The organism is Marinactinospora endophytica, from assembly GCF_054780875.1.
Map to the genome: position 1 here is coordinate 60837 of NZ_BAAGVM010000014.1, position 18007 is coordinate 78843.

General features: G+C 72.5%; 16 protein-coding genes and 2 CRISPR repeat arrays. Of the genes, 6 read left to right on the plus strand and 10 right to left on the minus strand.

Translation table 11 applies throughout. The features are described 5' to 3' along the window. The first annotated feature begins 54 nt into the window (after window positions 1-54). Window positions 55-519: an ester cyclase gene (locus ACYVHU_RS22770; protein WP_498949468.1), complete on the plus strand. Its 465-nt coding sequence runs from the start codon at window positions 55-57 to the stop codon at window positions 517-519. Window positions 520-1594: 1075 nt separating this feature from the next. On the opposite strand, the gene ACYVHU_RS22775 is transcribed toward ACYVHU_RS22770, so the two are convergent. Beyond that, window positions 1595-1957 carry a GatB/YqeY domain-containing protein gene (locus tag ACYVHU_RS22775; protein WP_498949469.1) on the minus strand — a complete coding sequence of 121 codons (363 nt, stop codon included), beginning with the start codon at window positions 1955-1957 and terminating at the stop codon, window positions 1595-1597. A 440-nt stretch (window positions 1958-2397) separates the two neighbouring features. Here ACYVHU_RS22775 and ACYVHU_RS22780 point away from each other — a divergent pair, with 440 nt between their 5' ends. Continuing rightward, window positions 2398-3762, plus strand: a complete 1365-nt coding sequence (locus ACYVHU_RS22780) for a flavin monoamine oxidase family protein (RefSeq protein ID WP_498949470.1) — start codon at window positions 2398-2400, stop codon at window positions 3760-3762. A 131-nt stretch (window positions 3763-3893) separates the two neighbouring features. Then, on the plus strand, window positions 3894-4361 hold the full coding sequence (locus ACYVHU_RS22785; RefSeq protein ID WP_498949471.1) for an NUDIX hydrolase: 468 nt from the start codon (window positions 3894-3896) through the stop codon (window positions 4359-4361). 266 nt (window positions 4362-4627) lie between these two features. Beyond that, window positions 4628-4985: direct repeats of the CRISPR family, unit length 30 nt; unit sequence GTTGCGATCCCTCTAGGGATGATCAGCGAC. Window positions 4986-5586: 601 nt separating this feature from the next. Here ACYVHU_RS22785 and ACYVHU_RS22790 read toward each other — a convergent pair. The 7 genes from ACYVHU_RS22790 to ACYVHU_RS22820 form a co-directional block, all read right to left on the minus strand. Next, a complete protein-coding gene (locus ACYVHU_RS22790; RefSeq protein ID WP_078764223.1) occupies window positions 5587-6045 on the minus strand; it encodes an NUDIX hydrolase in 459 nt (152 codons plus the stop codon). 513 nt (window positions 6046-6558) lie between these two features. After that, window positions 6559-6885 (minus strand): hypothetical protein, encoded by a 327-nt coding sequence (locus ACYVHU_RS22795; RefSeq protein WP_078764224.1) that lies wholly within the window; start codon window positions 6883-6885, stop codon window positions 6559-6561. Then, the gene (locus ACYVHU_RS22800) at window positions 6882-7121 is read right to left on the minus strand and encodes a helix-turn-helix domain-containing protein (RefSeq protein ID WP_498949473.1); all 240 of its coding nucleotides are present in this window, start codon (window positions 7119-7121) and stop codon (window positions 6882-6884) included. Before ACYVHU_RS22800 ends, ACYVHU_RS22795 begins: the two co-directional genes overlap by 4 nt. After that, window positions 7118-7357 (minus strand): hypothetical protein, encoded by a 240-nt coding sequence (locus ACYVHU_RS22805; protein ID WP_498949474.1) that lies wholly within the window; start codon window positions 7355-7357, stop codon window positions 7118-7120. Before ACYVHU_RS22805 ends, ACYVHU_RS22800 begins: the two co-directional genes overlap by 4 nt. A 318-nt stretch (window positions 7358-7675) precedes the next feature. Next, window positions 7676-8920 carry a helix-turn-helix domain-containing protein gene (locus ACYVHU_RS22810; protein ID WP_432940206.1) on the minus strand — a complete coding sequence of 415 codons (1245 nt, stop codon included), beginning with the start codon at window positions 8918-8920 and terminating at the stop codon, window positions 7676-7678. A 388-nt stretch (window positions 8921-9308) separates the two neighbouring features. After that, window positions 9309-10487, minus strand: coding sequence for a methyltransferase domain-containing protein (locus ACYVHU_RS22815; RefSeq protein ID WP_498949476.1), 1179 nt, complete (start codon window positions 10485-10487; stop codon window positions 9309-9311). 493 nt (window positions 10488-10980) lie between these two features. After that, window positions 10981-11314: a CRISPR direct-repeat array (repeat unit 29 nt; unit sequence CGGTCCATCCCCGCGTGCGCGGGGCTTAC). 402 nt (window positions 11315-11716) lie between these two features. Next, window positions 11717-13222 carry an aminopeptidase P family protein gene (locus ACYVHU_RS22820; RefSeq protein WP_498949477.1) on the minus strand — a complete coding sequence of 502 codons (1506 nt, stop codon included), beginning with the start codon at window positions 13220-13222 and terminating at the stop codon, window positions 11717-11719. A gap of 341 nt (window positions 13223-13563) precedes the next feature. On the opposite strand from ACYVHU_RS22820, the gene ACYVHU_RS22825 reads away from it, so the two are divergent. Beyond that, on the plus strand, window positions 13564-14850 hold the full coding sequence (locus ACYVHU_RS22825) for a purple acid phosphatase family protein (protein ID WP_432940197.1): 1287 nt from the start codon (window positions 13564-13566) through the stop codon (window positions 14848-14850). Between the two features lie 46 nt (window positions 14851-14896). Here the strand turns inward: ACYVHU_RS22825 and ACYVHU_RS22830 are convergent, their stop codons facing one another. Continuing rightward, a complete protein-coding gene (locus ACYVHU_RS22830) occupies window positions 14897-15418 on the minus strand; it encodes a GNAT family N-acetyltransferase (protein WP_078760934.1) in 522 nt (173 codons plus the stop codon). Between the two features lie 125 nt (window positions 15419-15543). On the opposite strand from ACYVHU_RS22830, the gene ACYVHU_RS22835 reads away from it, so the two are divergent. Then, entirely contained in the window at window positions 15544-16650 is a 1107-nt protein-coding gene (locus tag ACYVHU_RS22835; RefSeq protein WP_078760986.1) for a pyridoxal-phosphate-dependent aminotransferase family protein, read from the plus strand. A 34-nt stretch (window positions 16651-16684) separates the two neighbouring features. Here ACYVHU_RS22835 and ACYVHU_RS22840 read toward each other — a convergent pair whose 3' ends face one another. Next, on the minus strand, window positions 16685-16903 hold the full coding sequence (locus ACYVHU_RS22840) for a DUF3099 domain-containing protein (RefSeq protein ID WP_078760933.1): 219 nt from the start codon (window positions 16901-16903) through the stop codon (window positions 16685-16687). A 228-nt stretch (window positions 16904-17131) separates the two neighbouring features. Here ACYVHU_RS22840 and ACYVHU_RS22845 point away from each other — a divergent pair, with 228 nt between their 5' ends. Further along, window positions 17132-17992, plus strand: coding sequence for an alpha/beta fold hydrolase (locus tag ACYVHU_RS22845; RefSeq protein WP_078760932.1), 861 nt, complete (start codon window positions 17132-17134; stop codon window positions 17990-17992). Window positions 17993-18007: the final 15 nt, after the last annotated feature.

Below are 18007 nucleotides of genomic sequence, written 5' to 3' on the forward strand. Positions count from 1 at the left end.
CGGGGTCTAGCATCGAAAGCGGCGACAACGCCACCGCCCTGAAAGGATTCCCCGATGAGCGAGTTCATCTCCCCCGAGGACACCCGTTACGACGAGCGGGCGCGCGCCCTGGTCCGGATCGGTCGCGAGGCGATCGCCGTGGCCGACGACGAGAAACTGGACGCCTATTTCGCGGACGACTTCGTTTTCCATGGCCCCGACGGCGACATGACGTATCCGCAGCTCAAGTCCTTCTTCGCGGCCATGCGTGCCGCGTTCGAGGGATTCTCGTGCGAGCGGCGCACCATTGTCAGCGAGGGTGATCACATCGCCTCGCACACCTCGATGTCGGGGCGTTTCACCGCGCCTTTCGAGGCGTCCCCGGTCGGCACGATCGCGCCGACCGGGAAGCCGATGCGGCTCGAACTCATCAACATCTTCCGCTACCACGAGAACGGTCAATTGGCCGAGGAGTGGGTCCAGTACGACAATGTCGGCTTCCTGCGTCAGCTCGGTGTCGACCTCACCAAGGCACACTGACCCACCCCCGGCGGTCGCCCCGCCGTCCGGCTCCCCCGAAGGATGCCCGCGCGCCGAGGAAGGCGCCCCGAAGGCGCGTGTCGAGGCGTGAACCGGCCGACCCGGGTGAGGTCTTCGATCCGGGTCATCGAGGCGCGCGGGTGGCGGCCGGCGGGGCGGCCGTCCGGGGTGTTGCCGCACCGGGTGACACCTCCCCGCTGGGTCTCGTGTTCACCCACCAGGCGCTCGACGGTGTTCCTCTCCTCGCGGAGGCCCTCGTCGTTGCCGACGGGACGGCCGCCCCCGGAGCCCCGCTCCTCCGCTCGGCGGCCTGGTCCTCTTTCCGGGGCGCCCCCTGGTGCGGCGTTTCCGCGGGTGGGCGCGGTCGCGGTGGGACGAGCCGGTCTCGGCCCATGCGGTAGCCCTCGACTGACCGCGAGAGACACAGGCCCGCCCCGTGTCCTTCCCGGCACGGGGAACACGCCACGGGCTGTCCGGACCTGGCCCGCGGCCGAAACGACCGCCGGCGGGCAACGCCTCGGTCGGCGGCGAGGCGGCCTCGCCGGTCTCCCCCCACGTCAAACGTCCCAGGAGGACGGCCCCAGCCGGTTCTTCCACCGCTGTCGGACGGGGCGCGTTCGTCCCGCCGGGGATCGTCTCCGATCCCGGGCGGCTTCGTCCTTCGAAGCCCCCTTTTCGACGCCGCTCCCCAAAACGGTGGACCCGTCCTCGCCCGGGCGCGTCCCGGCAGCGTCGTGGTGTGCCCGCGCGGCGGTGAAGCCGATGCCGAGCAGAGACGGTCCGCCTCACCGCACCTGGCGCCTTCGGCGATCACACCCGTGCCCTCCAGCAGGGCCTCGGACACGCCGATGTCACGCCACTGCCGCAAGCGGAGGATCGGCCGGGCACCGGGCTCCCGCGGCGCCTCACGCCGCCGGCCGCCCGCCGTGAATCGCCGGGTCGCGCCCTCGAACCGCCGCCGCGACCGCCCCGGCACGGAACTCCCGGGCACGGCGCGGTCACGGATTCCGCCCCGGCCGGGGGCGGGGTGGGCGGGGGCCGTTCCGCCCCTGCCGGCCGCGCCCCGCGCGTAGTCCTAGGCGGTGCCGGGATCATCGAGGAAACGGAGCAGCACGGCGGCCTCCTCGCGGAGCCGCGCGGCCCGGTCGGCGTGCGCGGGCGCGGACAACCGCGCCGCGGCCTCCAGCCGCTCGGCGATCTCGGCGCGCACGATGGCGACCTCACCGTGCTCGTCCAGCTCGCGCCGCGCCATCTCGGTGGCGCCGGCGCCGATCGGCGACTGTTCGAGGGCCGTGCCGCGGAGCCCGGCCTCGTCCACGGGCACCGCCTCGGCGTTGTCCAACGCGGCGAGTGTCGCGCGCAGGGCGCTCACCGCGGCCTTGTCGCGGGCGCGCATCGCTTCGGGCAGGGCCTGACGCAGACGGAGACGGAGAGACATATCGACGACCCTACGGGCGGCTCCCCGATCCCACAACGGATTACCGGCACGACCTCCGCCGATCGAGGCACCACCCCCGGCGGGAACGCGGAACAGGGCCTCGGGCCACGACACCGCGCCGCCCGGCCGCGTGGGAGCGGCCGGGCGGTCGGGTCTCCCGGGCCGGCCGGCCCGGTCGCTCCAGGACCGTTCCGCGACATGGCGCCGGGGACGCCGCGCGCCCGCGGGGGAGGACGGCGCTGGCGCGCCGGCCGCACAGCCCCCCGAACGCGCCGCCGCGCGACCGCCGCCCCTTTCCGGTGTGTCTCGTGCCACCCCACGGTGGCGGGCGTGCCGGGCGCCTGTTTCGCCCATATAGTGGCCGGAAGATCGACGGCCGACCACGCCGGGCACTCGCGCGGCGCGCCGTCTCGACGTTTCTCTCGAAGGGTGGGTCCGCGGTGTCCGGGGGACCGGCGGTGGTGGAACAGGCCGATGTCGTGATCGTGGGGGCGGGGCTGTCCGGGATGGCCGCCGCGAGGCGGCTGGACGACGCCGGTGTCGGATCGGTCGTGCTGCTCGACGGGCGGGACGCCCCCGGGGGCCGCGCGCTGCTGCCGAACCCCGGGGTGGACGCGGTCTCGCCCGGTTCGCTCTTCCTCACCGCCCACGACCGCGCCCTGCTGGAGATCGCCCGGGAACTCGACATCGACGTCGACCGGGTGGAGGACGACGCCGCGCTGGACGACCTGCGGATGAACGAGGACGGCGACACCTGGGTCAGCGAGGAGAACGTCCCGCTGGCCGCCTCGTGGTGGACCCGCGTCCGCGACGAGTGGATCCTGGGCCGGCTGACCAAACTGGCCCAGGAGATCGACTTCGCCGAGCCGTGGCGTTCGAAGCACGCCGAGGAGCTGGACTCCCAGTCGGTGCGGGCGTGGCTGAGCACGCACACCTTCGAACCCGACTCGCTCACCTTCGTCGAAGAGCAGCTGACCATGGAGGCCGGCCTCCCCGCCGACCGGATCAGCCTGCTGTGGCTGCTGGCGCACATCGGCCCCTGGCCGGTCGAGGAGATCGTCTCGCTCCGCCTGGACGCCGGGGAGCTGGTGGGCGCGCTGGCCGAACGCTTCGCGGGCCGCATCCGCACCGGCCGGCACGTCTCCCGCGTCGAACACGACGCCGACCGCGTGCGGGTGAGCGGGCCGTGGGGCGAGATCTCGGCGCGGCGCGTCATCCTCGCGCTGTCCCCCGCCGACGCCGACCGGATCGACATCGCCCCGCTCCCGCCGAGCCGGCGCCGGCTGCAACGGCAGTGGCCGCAGGCCGAGATCATTCGCACCGAACTCGTCTACCAGCGCCCGTTCTGGAAGAACTTCGGGCTGTCCGGCGAGGTGCACTTCGAGTCGGGGATCCCCGCGTTCACCGTCGACGACAGCCCGGCCGACTCCGACCGCGGCCGGCTGATTGCCCACACCTACACCTTCGGCGAGAACGACCCGCTCGGCGCCGACCAGCAGGTCACCGACTCCCCGGCCCGGCACCGCGCCATGCTGCTGGACAACCTGGAGCGGGCGCTGGGCCCGCTGGCCGCCGAACCCCTCGCCGTGGTCGAGGCCGGCGCGCAACCCGACCCCTACAGCCGCGCCTACCAGTCGCCCGCCTTCCCCGGGCTGCTCACCGAGTTCGGGCCACGGCTGCGCGCCCCGATCGGCCGGCTGCACTGGGCCGGCACCGAGACCGCGGAGTTCCCGTCCAACGGCACCCTCGACGGCGCCCTGTCCAGCGGCCGGCGCGCCGCCGAGGAAGTCCTCCGGGAGCTGTGACACCGGCCGGGCGCGGGGGCGCGACGGTCCGCCCCCGCGCCCGGCCGCCCCCCGGACCTCCGGCCGAGGCTCTGCCGGCGAACCGGGACCGGGACCGGGACCGGGATAGGGTCCGCTGGGAGGTGTGCGGAGTGAGTTTCCGGCTGGCGGCCTACGCCGTGTGCGTCGAGGACGGGCGGGTGCTGCTCGCCCGGCACGTCTCGGCGGAGGGAGAGAGCACCTGGACCCTTCCCGGCGGCAGGGTCGAACACGGCGAGGACCCGTTCGACGCGGTGATCCGGGAGGTCGCCGAGGAGACCGGCTGTGAGGCGGTGGTCGAACGCCTGCTGGGCGTCGACTCCAGGGTGATCCCCGCCGCCGTCGCGCGCGCGGGCGTCGAGCACCACAACGTCGGGGTCTTCTACCGGGTCCGCGTCACCGGCGGCCGGCTCCGCCCCGAACCGAACGGCGAGACCGCCGAGTCGGTGTGGACCTTGATCCCCGACGTCGCCGGCCTGCGCCGGTCGTCGCTGGTCGACGTCGGCATCGCCCTGGCGCGGACCCTTCCGCCCACCGGCCACGTCCCGCCCGTCCCGGTCGGCGGGCTCCTCCAGCACTGAAGCGCTGTTGGCCCGGGCCGGGTCGCCAGGCCAGCCGCCACCCGGTCCACGCGACCGGCAGGGCAGGCGCGCATGGGCGCAGAAGACAGCAGAAGGCACAGGACGGGCACGGGTACGGCGGGATCGCACACGGACGGCGCCCTCACGAATGGGAAGGCCGACAGCCGGTCCCGCGCCCCTGAGGCAAGGGAACATCCCACCGAGCGGAGGCCATCCCCGCGCGAGGTTCACCTGCACCGACTCGCGACCAGACGACCAGATTGTTCGTCGCAATCCCTCCAGGGATGAGCAGCGACGATCTACGCCGCGATCGTGGACCTGGCCCAGCGCGGGTTGCGATCCCTCTAGGGATGATCAGCGACCCAAATCCGGGCGGACCCCTACCGGGGAGACCGAGTTGCGATCCCTCTAGGGATGATCAGCGACCCGTGTTCGGCGGGAGCGTGGGCCCGCCGCCGCCGAGTTGCGATCCCTCTAGGGATGATCAGCGACGAACCGCCTGGAGCAGGGAGATCTGCGCGGCCAGCATGTTGCGATCCCTCTAGGGATGATCAGCGACAGCTTCAGGTGGAAGGACTGATCCGGACCAGCCAGGTTGCGATCCCTCTAGGGATGATCAGCGACCCGAGAGTAAAGTCGCAGGCCAGAGCCGTCTTGCTGGTCTCTCGAAGGCTCATTTTTGCAGCGATCCGCCGGTAGTGCATCAGCGCAGGTAGAAAGGCCGCGATGAGCTCCCTCCAGGAGAGACTTCTCGAAAGTCTTTCCGGTCATGGGCGGGCAAACAAGTCTCCACCAACATCCTCTCGAAGAGAGTTGAAGAACCATCCCCACGTGCGCGGAACTTACGCGGTGTCACGGGAGGTGAGCTGGAGGTAGAGAGGTCCATCCCCGCCTGCGCGGGGCTTACCTGCCCCAGATCGCCGAGAACATCGCGCTGGCCGGTCCATCCCCGCGTGCGCGGGGCTTACTCTGCGCTGCGCCTCTTCGCGCGCGCCGACGCCGGTCCATCCCCGCGTGCGCGGGGCTTACAGAAAATGACCTGCGGCTTTGCGGGCCGTTATCTCCGCTTTATAAATCTTGGAAGCCCGAGAAGCGCCCTTCGAGAAGGGCGAGTTCATGTTCCACGGGATCTCGTCAACGAGTCAAGACCGCCCGCCCCAGTGACCGGGTACAGACACCGGTCGGGCCGTGACTGTCGGAAGGCCGGCCCGGCCCGGTCTGTCTCTCACCTCACCGTTTCCGTGCTGCCCCACCCGTGCAGGGCGAGAGGGCGCTGTTCCAGCCAGGCGCGGATGCCCACGGCGGGATAGTCGATGGTGTTGGAGGGCAACAGGTGCGGGTCGGCCCATTGGAGTTTCCCGCACTTGTGGGGCTCGGTGTTCACGGGTTCCCCCGTCCAGGTTTCGGCGAGGAGGAACATGCCGACGCGCGCGTGGCCGGGGCTCTGCCGGTGGTGCACGACAGCGGCGAGCGTGAGCGTGCCGGGATCGATGAGGACACCGGTCTCCTCGCGGGCTTCGCGCGCGGCACCGTGCGGAACGGGTTCGCCTTCCTCCAGATGTCCGGAGGGCAGGTGCAGCATTCTGTCGCAGTAGCCGGTGCCCTGTCGCTCCAACAGCAGGATCTCTCCATCACGGTGCAGGATCACGTGAACATCGACGATGCTGCGATAGCGCTCCGGCATGGCTCACCTCAATACGGCGGTTTCGCAGTGTCATTGCGACCGTAGCCTCTCGATGACGCCGGTGAGCCCGGAAAACAGAGATCGGACGGACTCTGATCCCTGTGAAGGGTCAGCGACTGGGAGATCCGGTTCGGGACGACCTCTCAGCTCCCCGGGTCGCTTCCCAGCGAAATCGTCGGGCGCGACGAGGTTTCGGCATTGCGGTGGCCTGGTCACGTACACGGGGTTCCTTTCGGCGGGCTGGCCTGAGAACACCATCTCTCAGCTGACGGCGGTGCGGGCGTGATCCCGTGACTGGGGGCCGTGACGGACAAGGGGGGTGGTCCGGGACGGTCCCTCTACCGTCCCGGACCGGACCGGGGAACACCCCTCAATGGTTCCCCGGGGTCCCACGCGCCGGGCTCTGAGAACGACGCGCGGGAACCTTGTGGGCCGCCCGCCCCGCGCCCGAGACGGGCGGCTGATCAACGCCGGGGTTTCCGGTGAGCAGGACGCTCACCCCGACGCGGCCGTCTACGCGGAGGCGGGACGCCCCCACGAGACCGGGCCGGCTGGTCTGACCGGTCTGGCCTGGGTCCAGGTGGTGTCGGTCGTGTCGGCGCCGGCCAGGTGATCGCGCCCGGGCAGAACCATGGAACGCGGGGAAGATTCCTCCCGTGTCGGGATGAGGCCGCGCGCGGCGAGCCTCATCCACATCTCCTCAGCGGTGGCCGCGATGAGCAGTTCGCGCCCGGCCAGGGCGAGATAGCCGCGTGAGGTTTCCCCGTGCCACACCAGTACTCCGCTTCGGCGGGACAGATCACGCGCGACGGCGTGACCGGGAAGACAGGGCCGCCTCATCCCTGGTCTCCTTCCAGGAGTGCGCGGATCTGGTCGGCGGGAATCCGCCAATGACCCCCCAACGTCCGCTGTCCGTGCAGCCGGCCCTCGTGGAGCCATCGGCCGACGGTGCTGGGGGCCACCCGGCACAGATCGGCGACCTCGATCGTGGTCAGCAACTCCGGCCACTTCGCGGCGGGTGTCTGCGCGATGGGAAGGTGACGCCCGTTCACCCTGACCGTGACCCGCACGCTCACCACCGGACCTCCCGCTCCAGGCGGTTCAGGCGCTCCTGCACCCGGGAGAGCAGGCCATACACCTCGCACCGGCCATCCGGCCACAACAGGCAGTACTCCCACCCGTGCCGGTGCTCCTCCCACGACAAGAGCAGGCCCAGCAACCGTGCCCGCTCTGACACCCGGCACTGCGCCGCGTAATGCTCCCGGTTCACCGACGGCCCCAACAGACCACCGGAAGGCATAACGGCGCTCACCACGCCCCTCCCGGGGCCATGAACACCAGATCCGGCCGCACTCGGCGCCGCGCGCGGTATGACGCCGGGTCACCGGTCCGATACGTGACCTCCCACCGGGCGTCATGCCGCAGCGCCACCTCGGCACACTCGACACATGCCGGGATACGGGACGGGTCCGCGATCGGACGCTGGTCGAGCAGGAACAGAAACCTCCGATGCCGGCTGGCCGCAGACTGTTCAGGGACGCGGGGGACCGGCCACGTGCATGTCGTCGCCATGCCCTGACGGTAGATCGCGGCCCGTCAGGGGGAGGGCACAGAATGTGTCCCCTCGTTGTCACGCCGTGAGAAGTCCGACCTTCGTCGCCACGATGCTCGCGCTGGTGCGTCGGGACGCGTCGCGGGAGTCCAGTTCCTCTAGGAGGATTCGCCGCGCGTAGCCGTTGTAAGCGATCGTCTCCGGCGCCGCGTCATACGCGTTGTCGAGCACGCCTAGCGCTTCACGGTACTGGCCGTCCAAGTAGTAAGCGCGGGCCTGCTCGATCCGGTGGCGGGCTCGCCGCGGCCGGGACGGAATCACGCTGTCCGCCGCGCGTTCGGCCTGGCGGACGCTCTCGCCACCGGCTCGCAGTTCGACCGCGACCGTGGTGGCGTGCGCCCCCATGATGGCGCGGGAGAACGAGGTGACGGGGTGGTAGTAGCTGCCCGGCAATCGGCTGGCGATGCTCTCGGCCAAGTCCCACCAGCGCCAGGCCGAACCCGCCTCGCCACGGCGGGCCGCCGTGTACCCGGCCTCGAAGTGCAGCGCTCCCCAGATCGCGAAGGCGGGGACCTGGCCCGCGTCCACATGGGGCCGCAGAGCGTCCAGCGTCTCGCGGGTCACCACGTCCGCGGCGTCCCAGTCCCCGGCATCCCGATGGGCCTGGGCCATCAGCCACGACGCCACCCCGATCGCATGGACGTCCCCGGAGTCCTGCGCGGCGACCATTCCCCGTTCGGCTACCCGCCACAGCAGGTCAGCCGCCGGCTGGTACGCGATGAAGAACTGCGCGATCGCATACACCTCGGCGAGCACGGCTTGGGCCGCGCGCCGCTGCGTCCGGTCTTCGGCCTGGTAGGCGGCAAGTTGGGCGTCGGTGATCAGGCCGGGCAGCAACCGGCCGAGGACGTCCCGGTGATCGCGTGAGGAGTGCCGTGCGACCCACGCCTGATCGAGGCGAGCGCGCAGGTGCGATACCGGCGGCGCCGCCCGGCGGGTGAGAGCCGGCGAGGAGTTGAGCGCCGCCCGCACGGCGGGCAGACGGGCGTGGCCAGGCCCCGTGAACATGTCGACCTGCATGGATCGCTCCCCGGTGAGGTGCGAGAGGTCACGGACCCGCAGTGCCTCAGCCAGCCGCACCAGAATGTGAAGCTTCGGCATGTCGAGCCGTCCGACCTCGACCGATTTCACCCATGAGCCGGACTTACCAACGAGGCCCCCGAGCACGTCCCGCGACATGCCACGCCGAGTGCGAAGGATCTTGAGACGCTGCCCGAAAGTCAGCTCTTCGCCCGAAAGGTCCGAGGTACCAGGAGATGTCATAAGGCCCTGCCTTCCTGGAGCGTCGCAGCCCCAGGATAGGCAGGGCCTCCCTCATGTGTCAGGGACCTTCCGGGATCATCCACTCCCGGCCGGGACGACGCGACGACATCCGAAGCCTCCTCGACCTGGCGGAGGCCGCCGCCGACCACATCCGCATGGACCTCGACGGGCTCTCCCGGACCAGCGCGACGCGGATTGGACCCACGAGTACCGCCAAACCCTCGCCGAAGCACGGGCGGCCCGCTAGCCTACGAACGCGGCCCGCATCCTGTAGCCATGTGCGGGCCGCTCTCTATTGAGCCCAGTTCGAACAGGGCCACACGCTCCGTGGGAGTCACATGGGAAGCCCCAGGTAGGGCGGGGATTTTCGCGTGTCAGGGCATCCAGATCACGGCGTGAGAACGCTGCCGGGCTCGTCCGCCCACAGCCGGTGCTCGCCGCTGGGGGTGACCGTGAGACCGAGCCGCTCCCGGCCGGGACGACCCGCCCGCTGCCATGCCCGCCACGCGGCCCCGATCTCGGCCCACAGGTCCCGGGGGCCGTAGGTGCTCACCCCGTAGGAATCGGCGTCGGGCAGGTAGGTGGCGGCCCCCCACGATCCCCGCGCGTCATACACCCACACCGTGCACCGCCCCGAACGGATCGGGCGCCCCTCGGCGTCCTTGGGCCACGCGGTGATCTGGTACAGGTCCGGCACCAGCGCCCCCAGGACGACCCCCGCCCCGCCGCCCTCCTCCACGTGGACCATCCTCGGATCCAGGGCCGTCACCGCGTCGCGCATCTTCGCGTCGAAGTCGATGTGATCGGACCATTCCCCCTTATGGGAGCGCTGGTCGCGCAGCCACATGAACGCGGCCTCGATCCCGTCGAGCCGGCCGTGCACCGCCCCGTTCCCGTCGGCGGTGAGAGTGACCAGCCAGTGGCCACCGAAGTCGCTGCCCCAGGGGACGACGAGCCGCCCACCGGGCCGGAGCCGGGAGACCCACGCCCGGGGGATGCGTTTGGCCCCGACGGTCGCGATCACCCGGTCGAACGGCCCGCCGTCCACGGGCTCCGCGCCGTCGCCGACGACCAGGCGCGGCGCGTACCCGGCGGCCTTCAGGTTCGCCGCGGCCTGCCTGGCCACCGTCTCATCCACCTCGATCGAGGTGACGTTCTCATCACCGAGCCGGTGACACAACAGCGCGGTGTTGTACCCGGTGCCGGTACCGATCTCCAGCACCCGATGCCCCTCGGCGACGTCGAGGGCCTGGAGCATCGCCACCACCAGCGACGGTTGCGACGCCGAGGAGGTCGGATAACGCCCCCGCCCGTCCGGCCCGGCCGGGCGGCCATCGTCCACCTGCGTGACCAGCGCGTAGTCCGCATAGACCGCGTTGCGCCACTGCGGGGTGTCCCGGCCGTACGGGGTACGCCACCCGTCGTCATCGCGAACCCACACCACCTCGGGCAGGAACTCGTGTCGTCGCACCGCCCGCACGGCGGCCTCCCACGCCGGATCGGTGAGCGCCCCGTCCTCGACGAGGAGATCAGCGAGCCGATCCGGGCCGTACTCCGGATCGGTCACTTCTGTTCCTTGCCGTCACCGGAGGAGCCGGGCATGGTCTGAGAGCCGTGACCGCTCCCTTGCTGTCCGTCCTGTTCCCATTTCGGGCCTTTACCGCTGTCCTGTGAGTCCGGCTTCTCGTGACCGCCCATCCGCGCTCCCTACCTGCGAGGAAATGCCCATCGGTGAAGGTAGACCCACGGTCACGTACTGTCACCGGATCCGGCCGGACGAGGACACCTGGAATACCGACAGCCCCACGCCGGGCTCGACGTGGGGCCAGACGGCCCGGACGGCCCCGGAGGGATATCGCGAGCCGTCCCCTTCATCCGCTTCACCCGCACACCACCGATCCGTGGCCACTCCGGGTCCCGGCATCAGGCGGGGGAACGCAACCCTGGCCCGTCCGGGTGGGAGACGGCCGCGACGTAGAGACCCCGAACCTGCCAGGCCCGCGACTGCCCGATCCGTAGAACCTCGCGGATCCGGTCAGCGGTGGACCGGCCCGCGCGTGCGGCCCATCCCCGCGTGCGCGGGGCTTACAGCGCGGTGGACTTGCCGGTGCCCTGCTCGCCCGGTCCATCCCCGCGTGCGCGGGGCTTACCCCCTCCCGTCCCACAGCGCGGCGTCCTCCCCCGGTCCATCCCCGCGTGCGCGGGGCTTACCCGACGAGCATCGGCCCGGGCGACATCCGGGACGGTCCATCCCCGCGTGCGCGGGGCTTACCGGTCCTACACGGACGACGGGAGCCCCGCGGCCGGTCCATCCCCGCGTGCGCGGGGCTTACTCCTGGCGAACCGAATGCTCCGGGACCGCCGTCGGTCCATCCCCGCGTGCGCGGGGCTTACAGAAGATGACCTGCGGCTTTGCGGGCCGTTATCTCCGCTTTATAAACCTGGGAGCGCGCGACAGCGGTCAGAATCCGCTTCCGGCGACCGTCATTCTGCCGGAATTCCTTCTCGCCGCAAACCGTGAGACGGGGAACGCCCGGAGCCGCCGCGGTGGTCGCGTCCGTTCCCGGAGCCGGGTGTAAGGCTGCCGTGGCCGGGAGCGCCACGGTCACGCCGCAGGACCGCGCCTCACGGCCTCCCCGGGATCGCGCCGGCCGTCCCCAGGGCCGGCCCTCGCGGTACGGCGGGCCTCGCAGCCCCGCCCCGTCGCGGCGCGGGGCCGCGAGGCCTTTCCGGCAGGGCCGCGACGGCGCGGGACCGCGGAGCGGACCCCCAAGAGCGGCCCCGCAGAAGCCGATCTCAGGAGCGGGGCAGCAGCTCCGCCAGCCAGGCCTCCACCTCGTCGGAGCGGCGCGGCAGCGCCGCCGACAGGACGCGGTTGCCGTCGGCGGTGACGAGAACGTCGTCCTCGATGCGCACGCCGATGCCGCGCAGCTCCTCGGGGACGGTGAGGTCGTCGGGCTGGAAGTACAGGCCCGGCTCGACGGTGAGCACCATGCCCGGTTCGAGGTCGGCGTCGACGTAGCACTCGGTGCGGGCGACCGCGCAGTCGTGGACGTCCAGGCCGAGCATGTGGCCGGTGCCGTGCAGCGTGTAGCGGCGCTGGAGGCCGAGTTCGAGGACCCGCTCCAGCGGCCCCTCCAGCAGCCCCCACTCGATCAGGCCCTCGGCGAGCACCCGCTGGGCAGCCTCGTGGAAGGCCCGGAAGGGCCGGCCCGGCGCGACCGCGGCGATGCCGGCCTCCTGGGCGGCGTAGACGAGGTCGTAGACGCGGCGCTGGACGTCGTCGAAGCGGCCCGAGATGGGCAGCGTGCGGGTCACGTCGGCGGTGTAGAGGGTGGTGGTCTCGACCCCCGCGTCCAGCAGCAGCAGCTCGCCGGGGCGCACCGCGCCGTCGTTGCGCACCCAGTGCAGGGTGGTGGCGTTGGGGCCGGCCGCGGCGATCGTGCCGTAGCCGACGTCGTTGCCCTCGACGCGGGCGCGCAGGAAGAAGGTGCCCTCGATGTAACGCTCGGAGGTGGCCTCGGCCTGCGGCAGGGCGCGCACCACGTCGGTGAAGCCGCGCACGGTGGAGTCGACGGCGCGCTGGAGCTGGCCGATCTCCCACTCGTCCTTCACCAGGCGGGCGTCGTGGAGGTGGACGGCGAGCTCCTCGTCGCGCCGGGCCGCCTCGTCCCCGTCGCCTTCGCGCAGCCCGGCCAGGACCTCCTCCAGGGCGGCGTCGTGGCCGCGCACGATCCGGGTGGGGGCGGCGGGGGCCTCGCGCAGGACCTCGGGCAGCCGCCGGACGTCGCCGGTGGCGGTGCCGAGGAGCCGGGCCGCCTCGGTGAGGCTGTTGCGGCGCCCCACCCACAGTTCGCCGTGGCCGTCGAGCCAGAACTCGCCGTTGCCGCGGTCCGAGCGCGGCAGCAGGTAGACGGTGGCCTCGTGGCCGCCGCCGTCGCGCGGCTCCATGACCAGGCAGCCGTCCTCGGACTGGTCACCGGTCAGGTAGACGTAGTCGGAGGCGGCGCGGAACGGGTACTCGGTGTCGTTGGAGCGGACCTTGAGGTTGCCCGCGGGCACGACGATGCGCTCGCCCGGGAAGCGGGCGCTCAGCGCGGCGCGCCGCTTGGCGGTGTAGGGGGCCTGCTCCAGGGGCGGCAGGTCGGTGCGCTCGGTGTCGGCCCAGCCGGTGCGCATCCATTCGGCCAGCTCCTCGGAGACCCCCTGGTAGGGGCCGTTCTTGCGGGGCGTGAACACCGGCGCGTCACCGGCGGCGCCTTGTTGTCCGGTCTCGGTCTGTGGACGCTGGTGTTCGGTCACGGTCTGGCTCTCCTCGTCGGGTCTGCGCTGGGTGGGGGCCGCTCAGGGCGGTCCTCCTCCCATCGTATGAGCCCGTGTGCCGGGAGGCGATGGACGGCTTCGGGCGGGCGCCCCCCGCGGCCGTGTGAACGGGCCGTGAACGCCGGGTGCCGCGCCCTGGGCGGGGCGGGAGGCGTGTCACCGCACGTGACGGGGGTGCCACCGGTCCGCGGGGCGGCGCGCCGGCCAGGTGACCGTGCGCGACGGGACGGACACCGAAGTTAGAACCGGATTCACGTGTGCGTCCCCTGGCGCGATTACCGTGACCGGCGTCCCCCTCCCCCGCCTTCCGAGGAGATCCCGTGCCCACGGTTCCCCCCTCCCCTCGCGTCGCGTCCCGCGGCGCGCGCCTGCTGCTGGCCGGCGCGCTGGCCGGCCTCGTCCTGCCCTTCGCCGTCCCCGGTGACGCGCACGCGGCGACCACGCCCGAACGGGTGCTGCTGGTCCCCACCGAGTCGCCCGCCACGTCCCAGACCGTCACCTGGCGCACCACCACCGCGACCGCGCCGAAGGTGCAGTTCACCGCCGCGTCGGGCGGCGCGTCCGTCACGGTGGACGGCGCACGCACCGGCACGGCCGGGGGCGGCACCTACTACCGGGCCACGCTCACCGGCCTGTCCCCCGCCACCGACTACCGCTACCGGGTGGGCGACGGGACGACGTGGAGCGCGTGGTTCACCTTCCGCACCGCCGCCGACGGCCCCGCCCCCTTCTCGTTCCTGTACCTGGGCGACATCCAAAACGACATCACCGCCGGCGCCGCGCCGGTGGTGCGCGCGGCCTACGCCGACGCCTCCGACGCCGCGCTGACCGTGCACGCCGGCGACCTGGTCAACAACGCCGACAACGACGGGCAGTGGGCCGAGTGGTTCGCCGCGGTCGGGACGGACAACGGCGCCTCGATGAACCACATCGCCACCCCCGGCAACCACGAGTACAGCGGCTGGTCGCTGTCGGGGCACTGGCCGCTCCACTTCCCCGGGACCGGCAACGGCCCCGATGACGACGACCTGGACGGCACCGCCTACTACACCGACTACCAGGGCGTCCGCTTCATCTCGCTGAACAGCAACTACACCAACGCGCCGTGGCTGGACATCGTCGACTGGATGGAGGACCAGCAGGTGTGGTTGGAGGGGGTGCTGGCCGACAACCCCAACCCGTGGACGGTGGTGACCTTCCACCAGCCCGTCTTCGCCAACAGCGAGGGGCGCAGCGGCGCGGTCGTGCGCGACTACTGGCTGGACGTCCTGGAGGAGTACGACGTGGACCTGGTGTTGCAGGGCCACGACCACTCCTACGGGCGCGGCAACCTCGTCGCCAACCGCACCGACGACCCTGACGTGCACACCGGCCCCGTCTACGTCGTCTCCGTGACCGGGCCGAAGATGTACACGCCCACCGCGAGCGACTGGCAGCGTGGCGGCGCCGAGGTCCGCACCCAGCTCGGCGACACCCAGACCTACCAGATCGTCGAGGTGGACGGGGACGAGCTGACCTACCAGGCCAAGACCGCCGACGGCACGGTCGTGGACGCCTTCGTCATCGACAAGGGCGGCGACGGCAAGCGGGTCACCGACCTGTCGTGAGGCCGGCGCCTCCCCCGCCGGCTCCCGGCGGGGGAGGCCGCGCCGCTCACCGCGGCGCCACGGGTCCGTCGAGGGGTTTGGCGAAGGCGTAGTAGCGGCGCTCCCCGTCCTCGCCCCACCCCTCGTCGTCGAGCAGCTCGTAGCCGAGGCGGGTGTACAGCGCGACGGCCTCGGGCTGGGCCGGGCCGGTGGTGAGGTAGGCGCGCCGGTAGCCCAGGGCGGCGGCGCGCTCCTCCAGCCCCGCCATGACCCGGCGGCCCAGGCCGCGACGGCGCCACCCCTCGGCGGTCCAGATCCGCTTGAACTCCGCGGTGCCGGCGTCGAGGCGGCGCAGCGCGCCCCCGGCGACCGCCCGGCCCTCTTCCTCCAGTAGCAGCACCGCCCCGTGCGGGGCGGCGAAGTCCGCCAGGGGGTAGGAGGACATCTCCCGTTGGGCGGCCTCGGCCCCGTAGCGGCGGGTGTACTCGGCGCGCAGCCCCTCGATCATCGGCGCGGTCGCGGGGTCGTCCATCGCCACGACCCGCGCCGTCGGGCCGTGGACGTCGGGCACGGTCCCGTTCACCGGCATCTGCTCCTCCTCTCCCAGGGTGTCCCCTCGCCCCCGTCCGGGCGGCGGTCCGAGCGCGCGCCGGCGGGCCCGCCCTCGGGGGCGGCGGGGGAAACGGGGGACCGTGACACTCTAGAGTGATCGCCATGTCCTTGACCGAACGCATCCTCCTGGGTCCCGGACCCAGCAACCCCTATCCCGAGGCGACGGCCGGGCTCAGCGCCCCGCTGCTCGGCCATCTGGACCCCGAGTTCATCCGGATCCTGGAGCGCGCGTGTGACGGACTACGCACGGTCTGGGGCACCGCGAACCCGCTGACGCTCCCCCTGTCGGGGACCGGGTCGATCGGCATGGAGGCGGCGTTCGCCAACACCGTGCGGCCCGGCGACGTGGTGGTGGTCGCGGTCAACGGGCTGTTCGGCGCCCGCATGTGCGACGTGGCGACGCGCTACGGCGCCGAGGTCGTGCGGGTCGACCACACCTGGGGCGAACCCGTCGACGTCGAACGGGTCCTGGACGCCCATCCGGCCCCGGCGGTCGTGGCCGCCGTGCACGCCGAGACCTCCACCGGGGTCGAGAGCGACATCGCGGCGCTGGGCGCGGCGCTGCGCGCCCGCTCCCCCGAGACGCTGCTCGTCGCCGACTGCGTGACCTCGCTGGGCGGCATGGAGATGGCCTTGGACGCGTGGGGGGTGGACGTCGCCTACTCCGGTACCCAGAAGTGCCTGGGCGTGGCGCCGGGGCTGGCCCCCTTCACCTTCTCCGAGCGGGCCTGGCGGCGCCGGGTCGCCTCCCCGCCGGTGTGGTACCTGGACCTGGGGCTGCTCGGCGCCTACGTGCGCGGCGGCCCGGGCGGGCGCGCCTACCACCACACCGCGCCGGTGGCGATGGTGGCGTCCCTGGAGTCGGCGCTGGAGCGGATCACGCGGGAGGGTGTCGACGCCGTGGCCGAGCGCCACCGCGAGGCGGGGCGCCGCCTCCAGGAGGGGCTGGCGGAGATGGGGCTGGAGCCGTTCGCCGCCGAGGGGCACCGGCTGCCCCAGCTGACCACGGTGTGGGTGCCCGAGGACGTCGACTCGGTGAAGGTCCGCGAACGGCTACTCACCGAGTACGGCATCGAGATCGGCGCCGGTGTGGGCGAGTACGCCTCGACCGTGTGGCGCATCGGGCTGATGGGCCACAACGCGCGCCCCGATCGGGCCGAGCTGGTCCTGGCCGCGCTGCGCCGGGTCCTGGACCGTCCGGCGGGCTAGCGGCGTGGTCCCGGCCGCCGCGGGGCGGCCGGGATCATTCGGAGTTGGGGCCGTAGCGGGCGTCGTGGTCGGCCGGGTCGGTGGGGTCCGCGGAGTTGCCGATGATGACGGCGACCGGTGGCAGGACCGCCGCGACCGCGCACATCGCCACCGCCCACCCCGTACCGGCGAGGTAGTACACGGGCAGCGAACCCGCGAACAGGGTCAGGCAGATGCCCATCAGCCAGGCGTAGCGCCGATAACGGCGTCTCATCCCTCCACTCTAGTGCGCCGCTCCCCCGAGGTCACCGGGCCTGTGGCGGTGCGGCCGGAGGCGGGCGGCGTCCGCCGGTCGGGTCCCTCCCCTCCGGCGGGCGGTGGTCCCCCGCACGCGGCGCCTGCGCGTCCCTGCCCGGCGACACCCGGCCGCGCAGCGCGGACCCGCGCGGCGCGGCGGCGTAGGCTACGGCGTGGCGGAGGCCTTCCCAGCGAGAGGCGGAGCATGTCCCACGACCTCGTTCCCGGAGCCGAGAGGCTGACGCTGCGGCGTGGCCTCCTGACGTTCGACGCCCTGGCGGCGGGTCCCGAGGACGGACCCCTGGTGCTGTTCCTGCACGGCTTCCCCGAGTTCGCCACCTCGTGGCGGGCCCAGCTGCTGTCGGTGGCCGACGCCGGTTACCGCGCGGTGGCCGTGGACCAGCGCGGCTACTCCCCCGGCGCGCGCCCCGGCGACGTCCGCGACTACGTGGTGTCCGAACTGCTCGACGACCTGTTCGGTTTCGCCGACGAGCTGGGCGCCGAACGGTTCCACCTGGTCGGACACGACTGGGGCGGGGTGCTGTGCTGGCCGGCCGCCGCGCGCCGCCCCGAACGGCTGATCTCGCTGACGGTGCTGGCCACCCCGCACCCCCAGGCGCTGACCGAGGTCTCCGCGGCCTCGGAGGAGCAGCGTGGCCGGCTGGCCTACATCCGGCTGTTTCGGACCGAGGGCAAGGCCGAGGAGGTGCTGCTGGCCGACGACGCCGCGCGGCTGCGCGCCATATACGAGGGCCGGGTCCCCGCGGAGCTGGTCGAGGACAACGTGCGCCGGCTGTCGCGGCCGGGCGCGCTCACCGCCGCGCTGAGCTGGTACCGGGCCCTTGACAGCGGCGACGCCGAGGTTCCGGCGATCACCGTCCCGACGCTGTACGTCTGGGGTGAGCACGACCTGGCGTTCACCGCGCAGGCCGCCGAGGCGACCGCGGCCTGGGTGTCGGCGCCCTACTCCTACCTGCCCCTCACCGGGGCCAGCCACTGGCTGCCCGAGGAGGACCCCGCCCGCGTCACCGGCCCGTTGCTGGAACACCTGGCGACCCATTCCTGAAACCCCGGCGCCGTC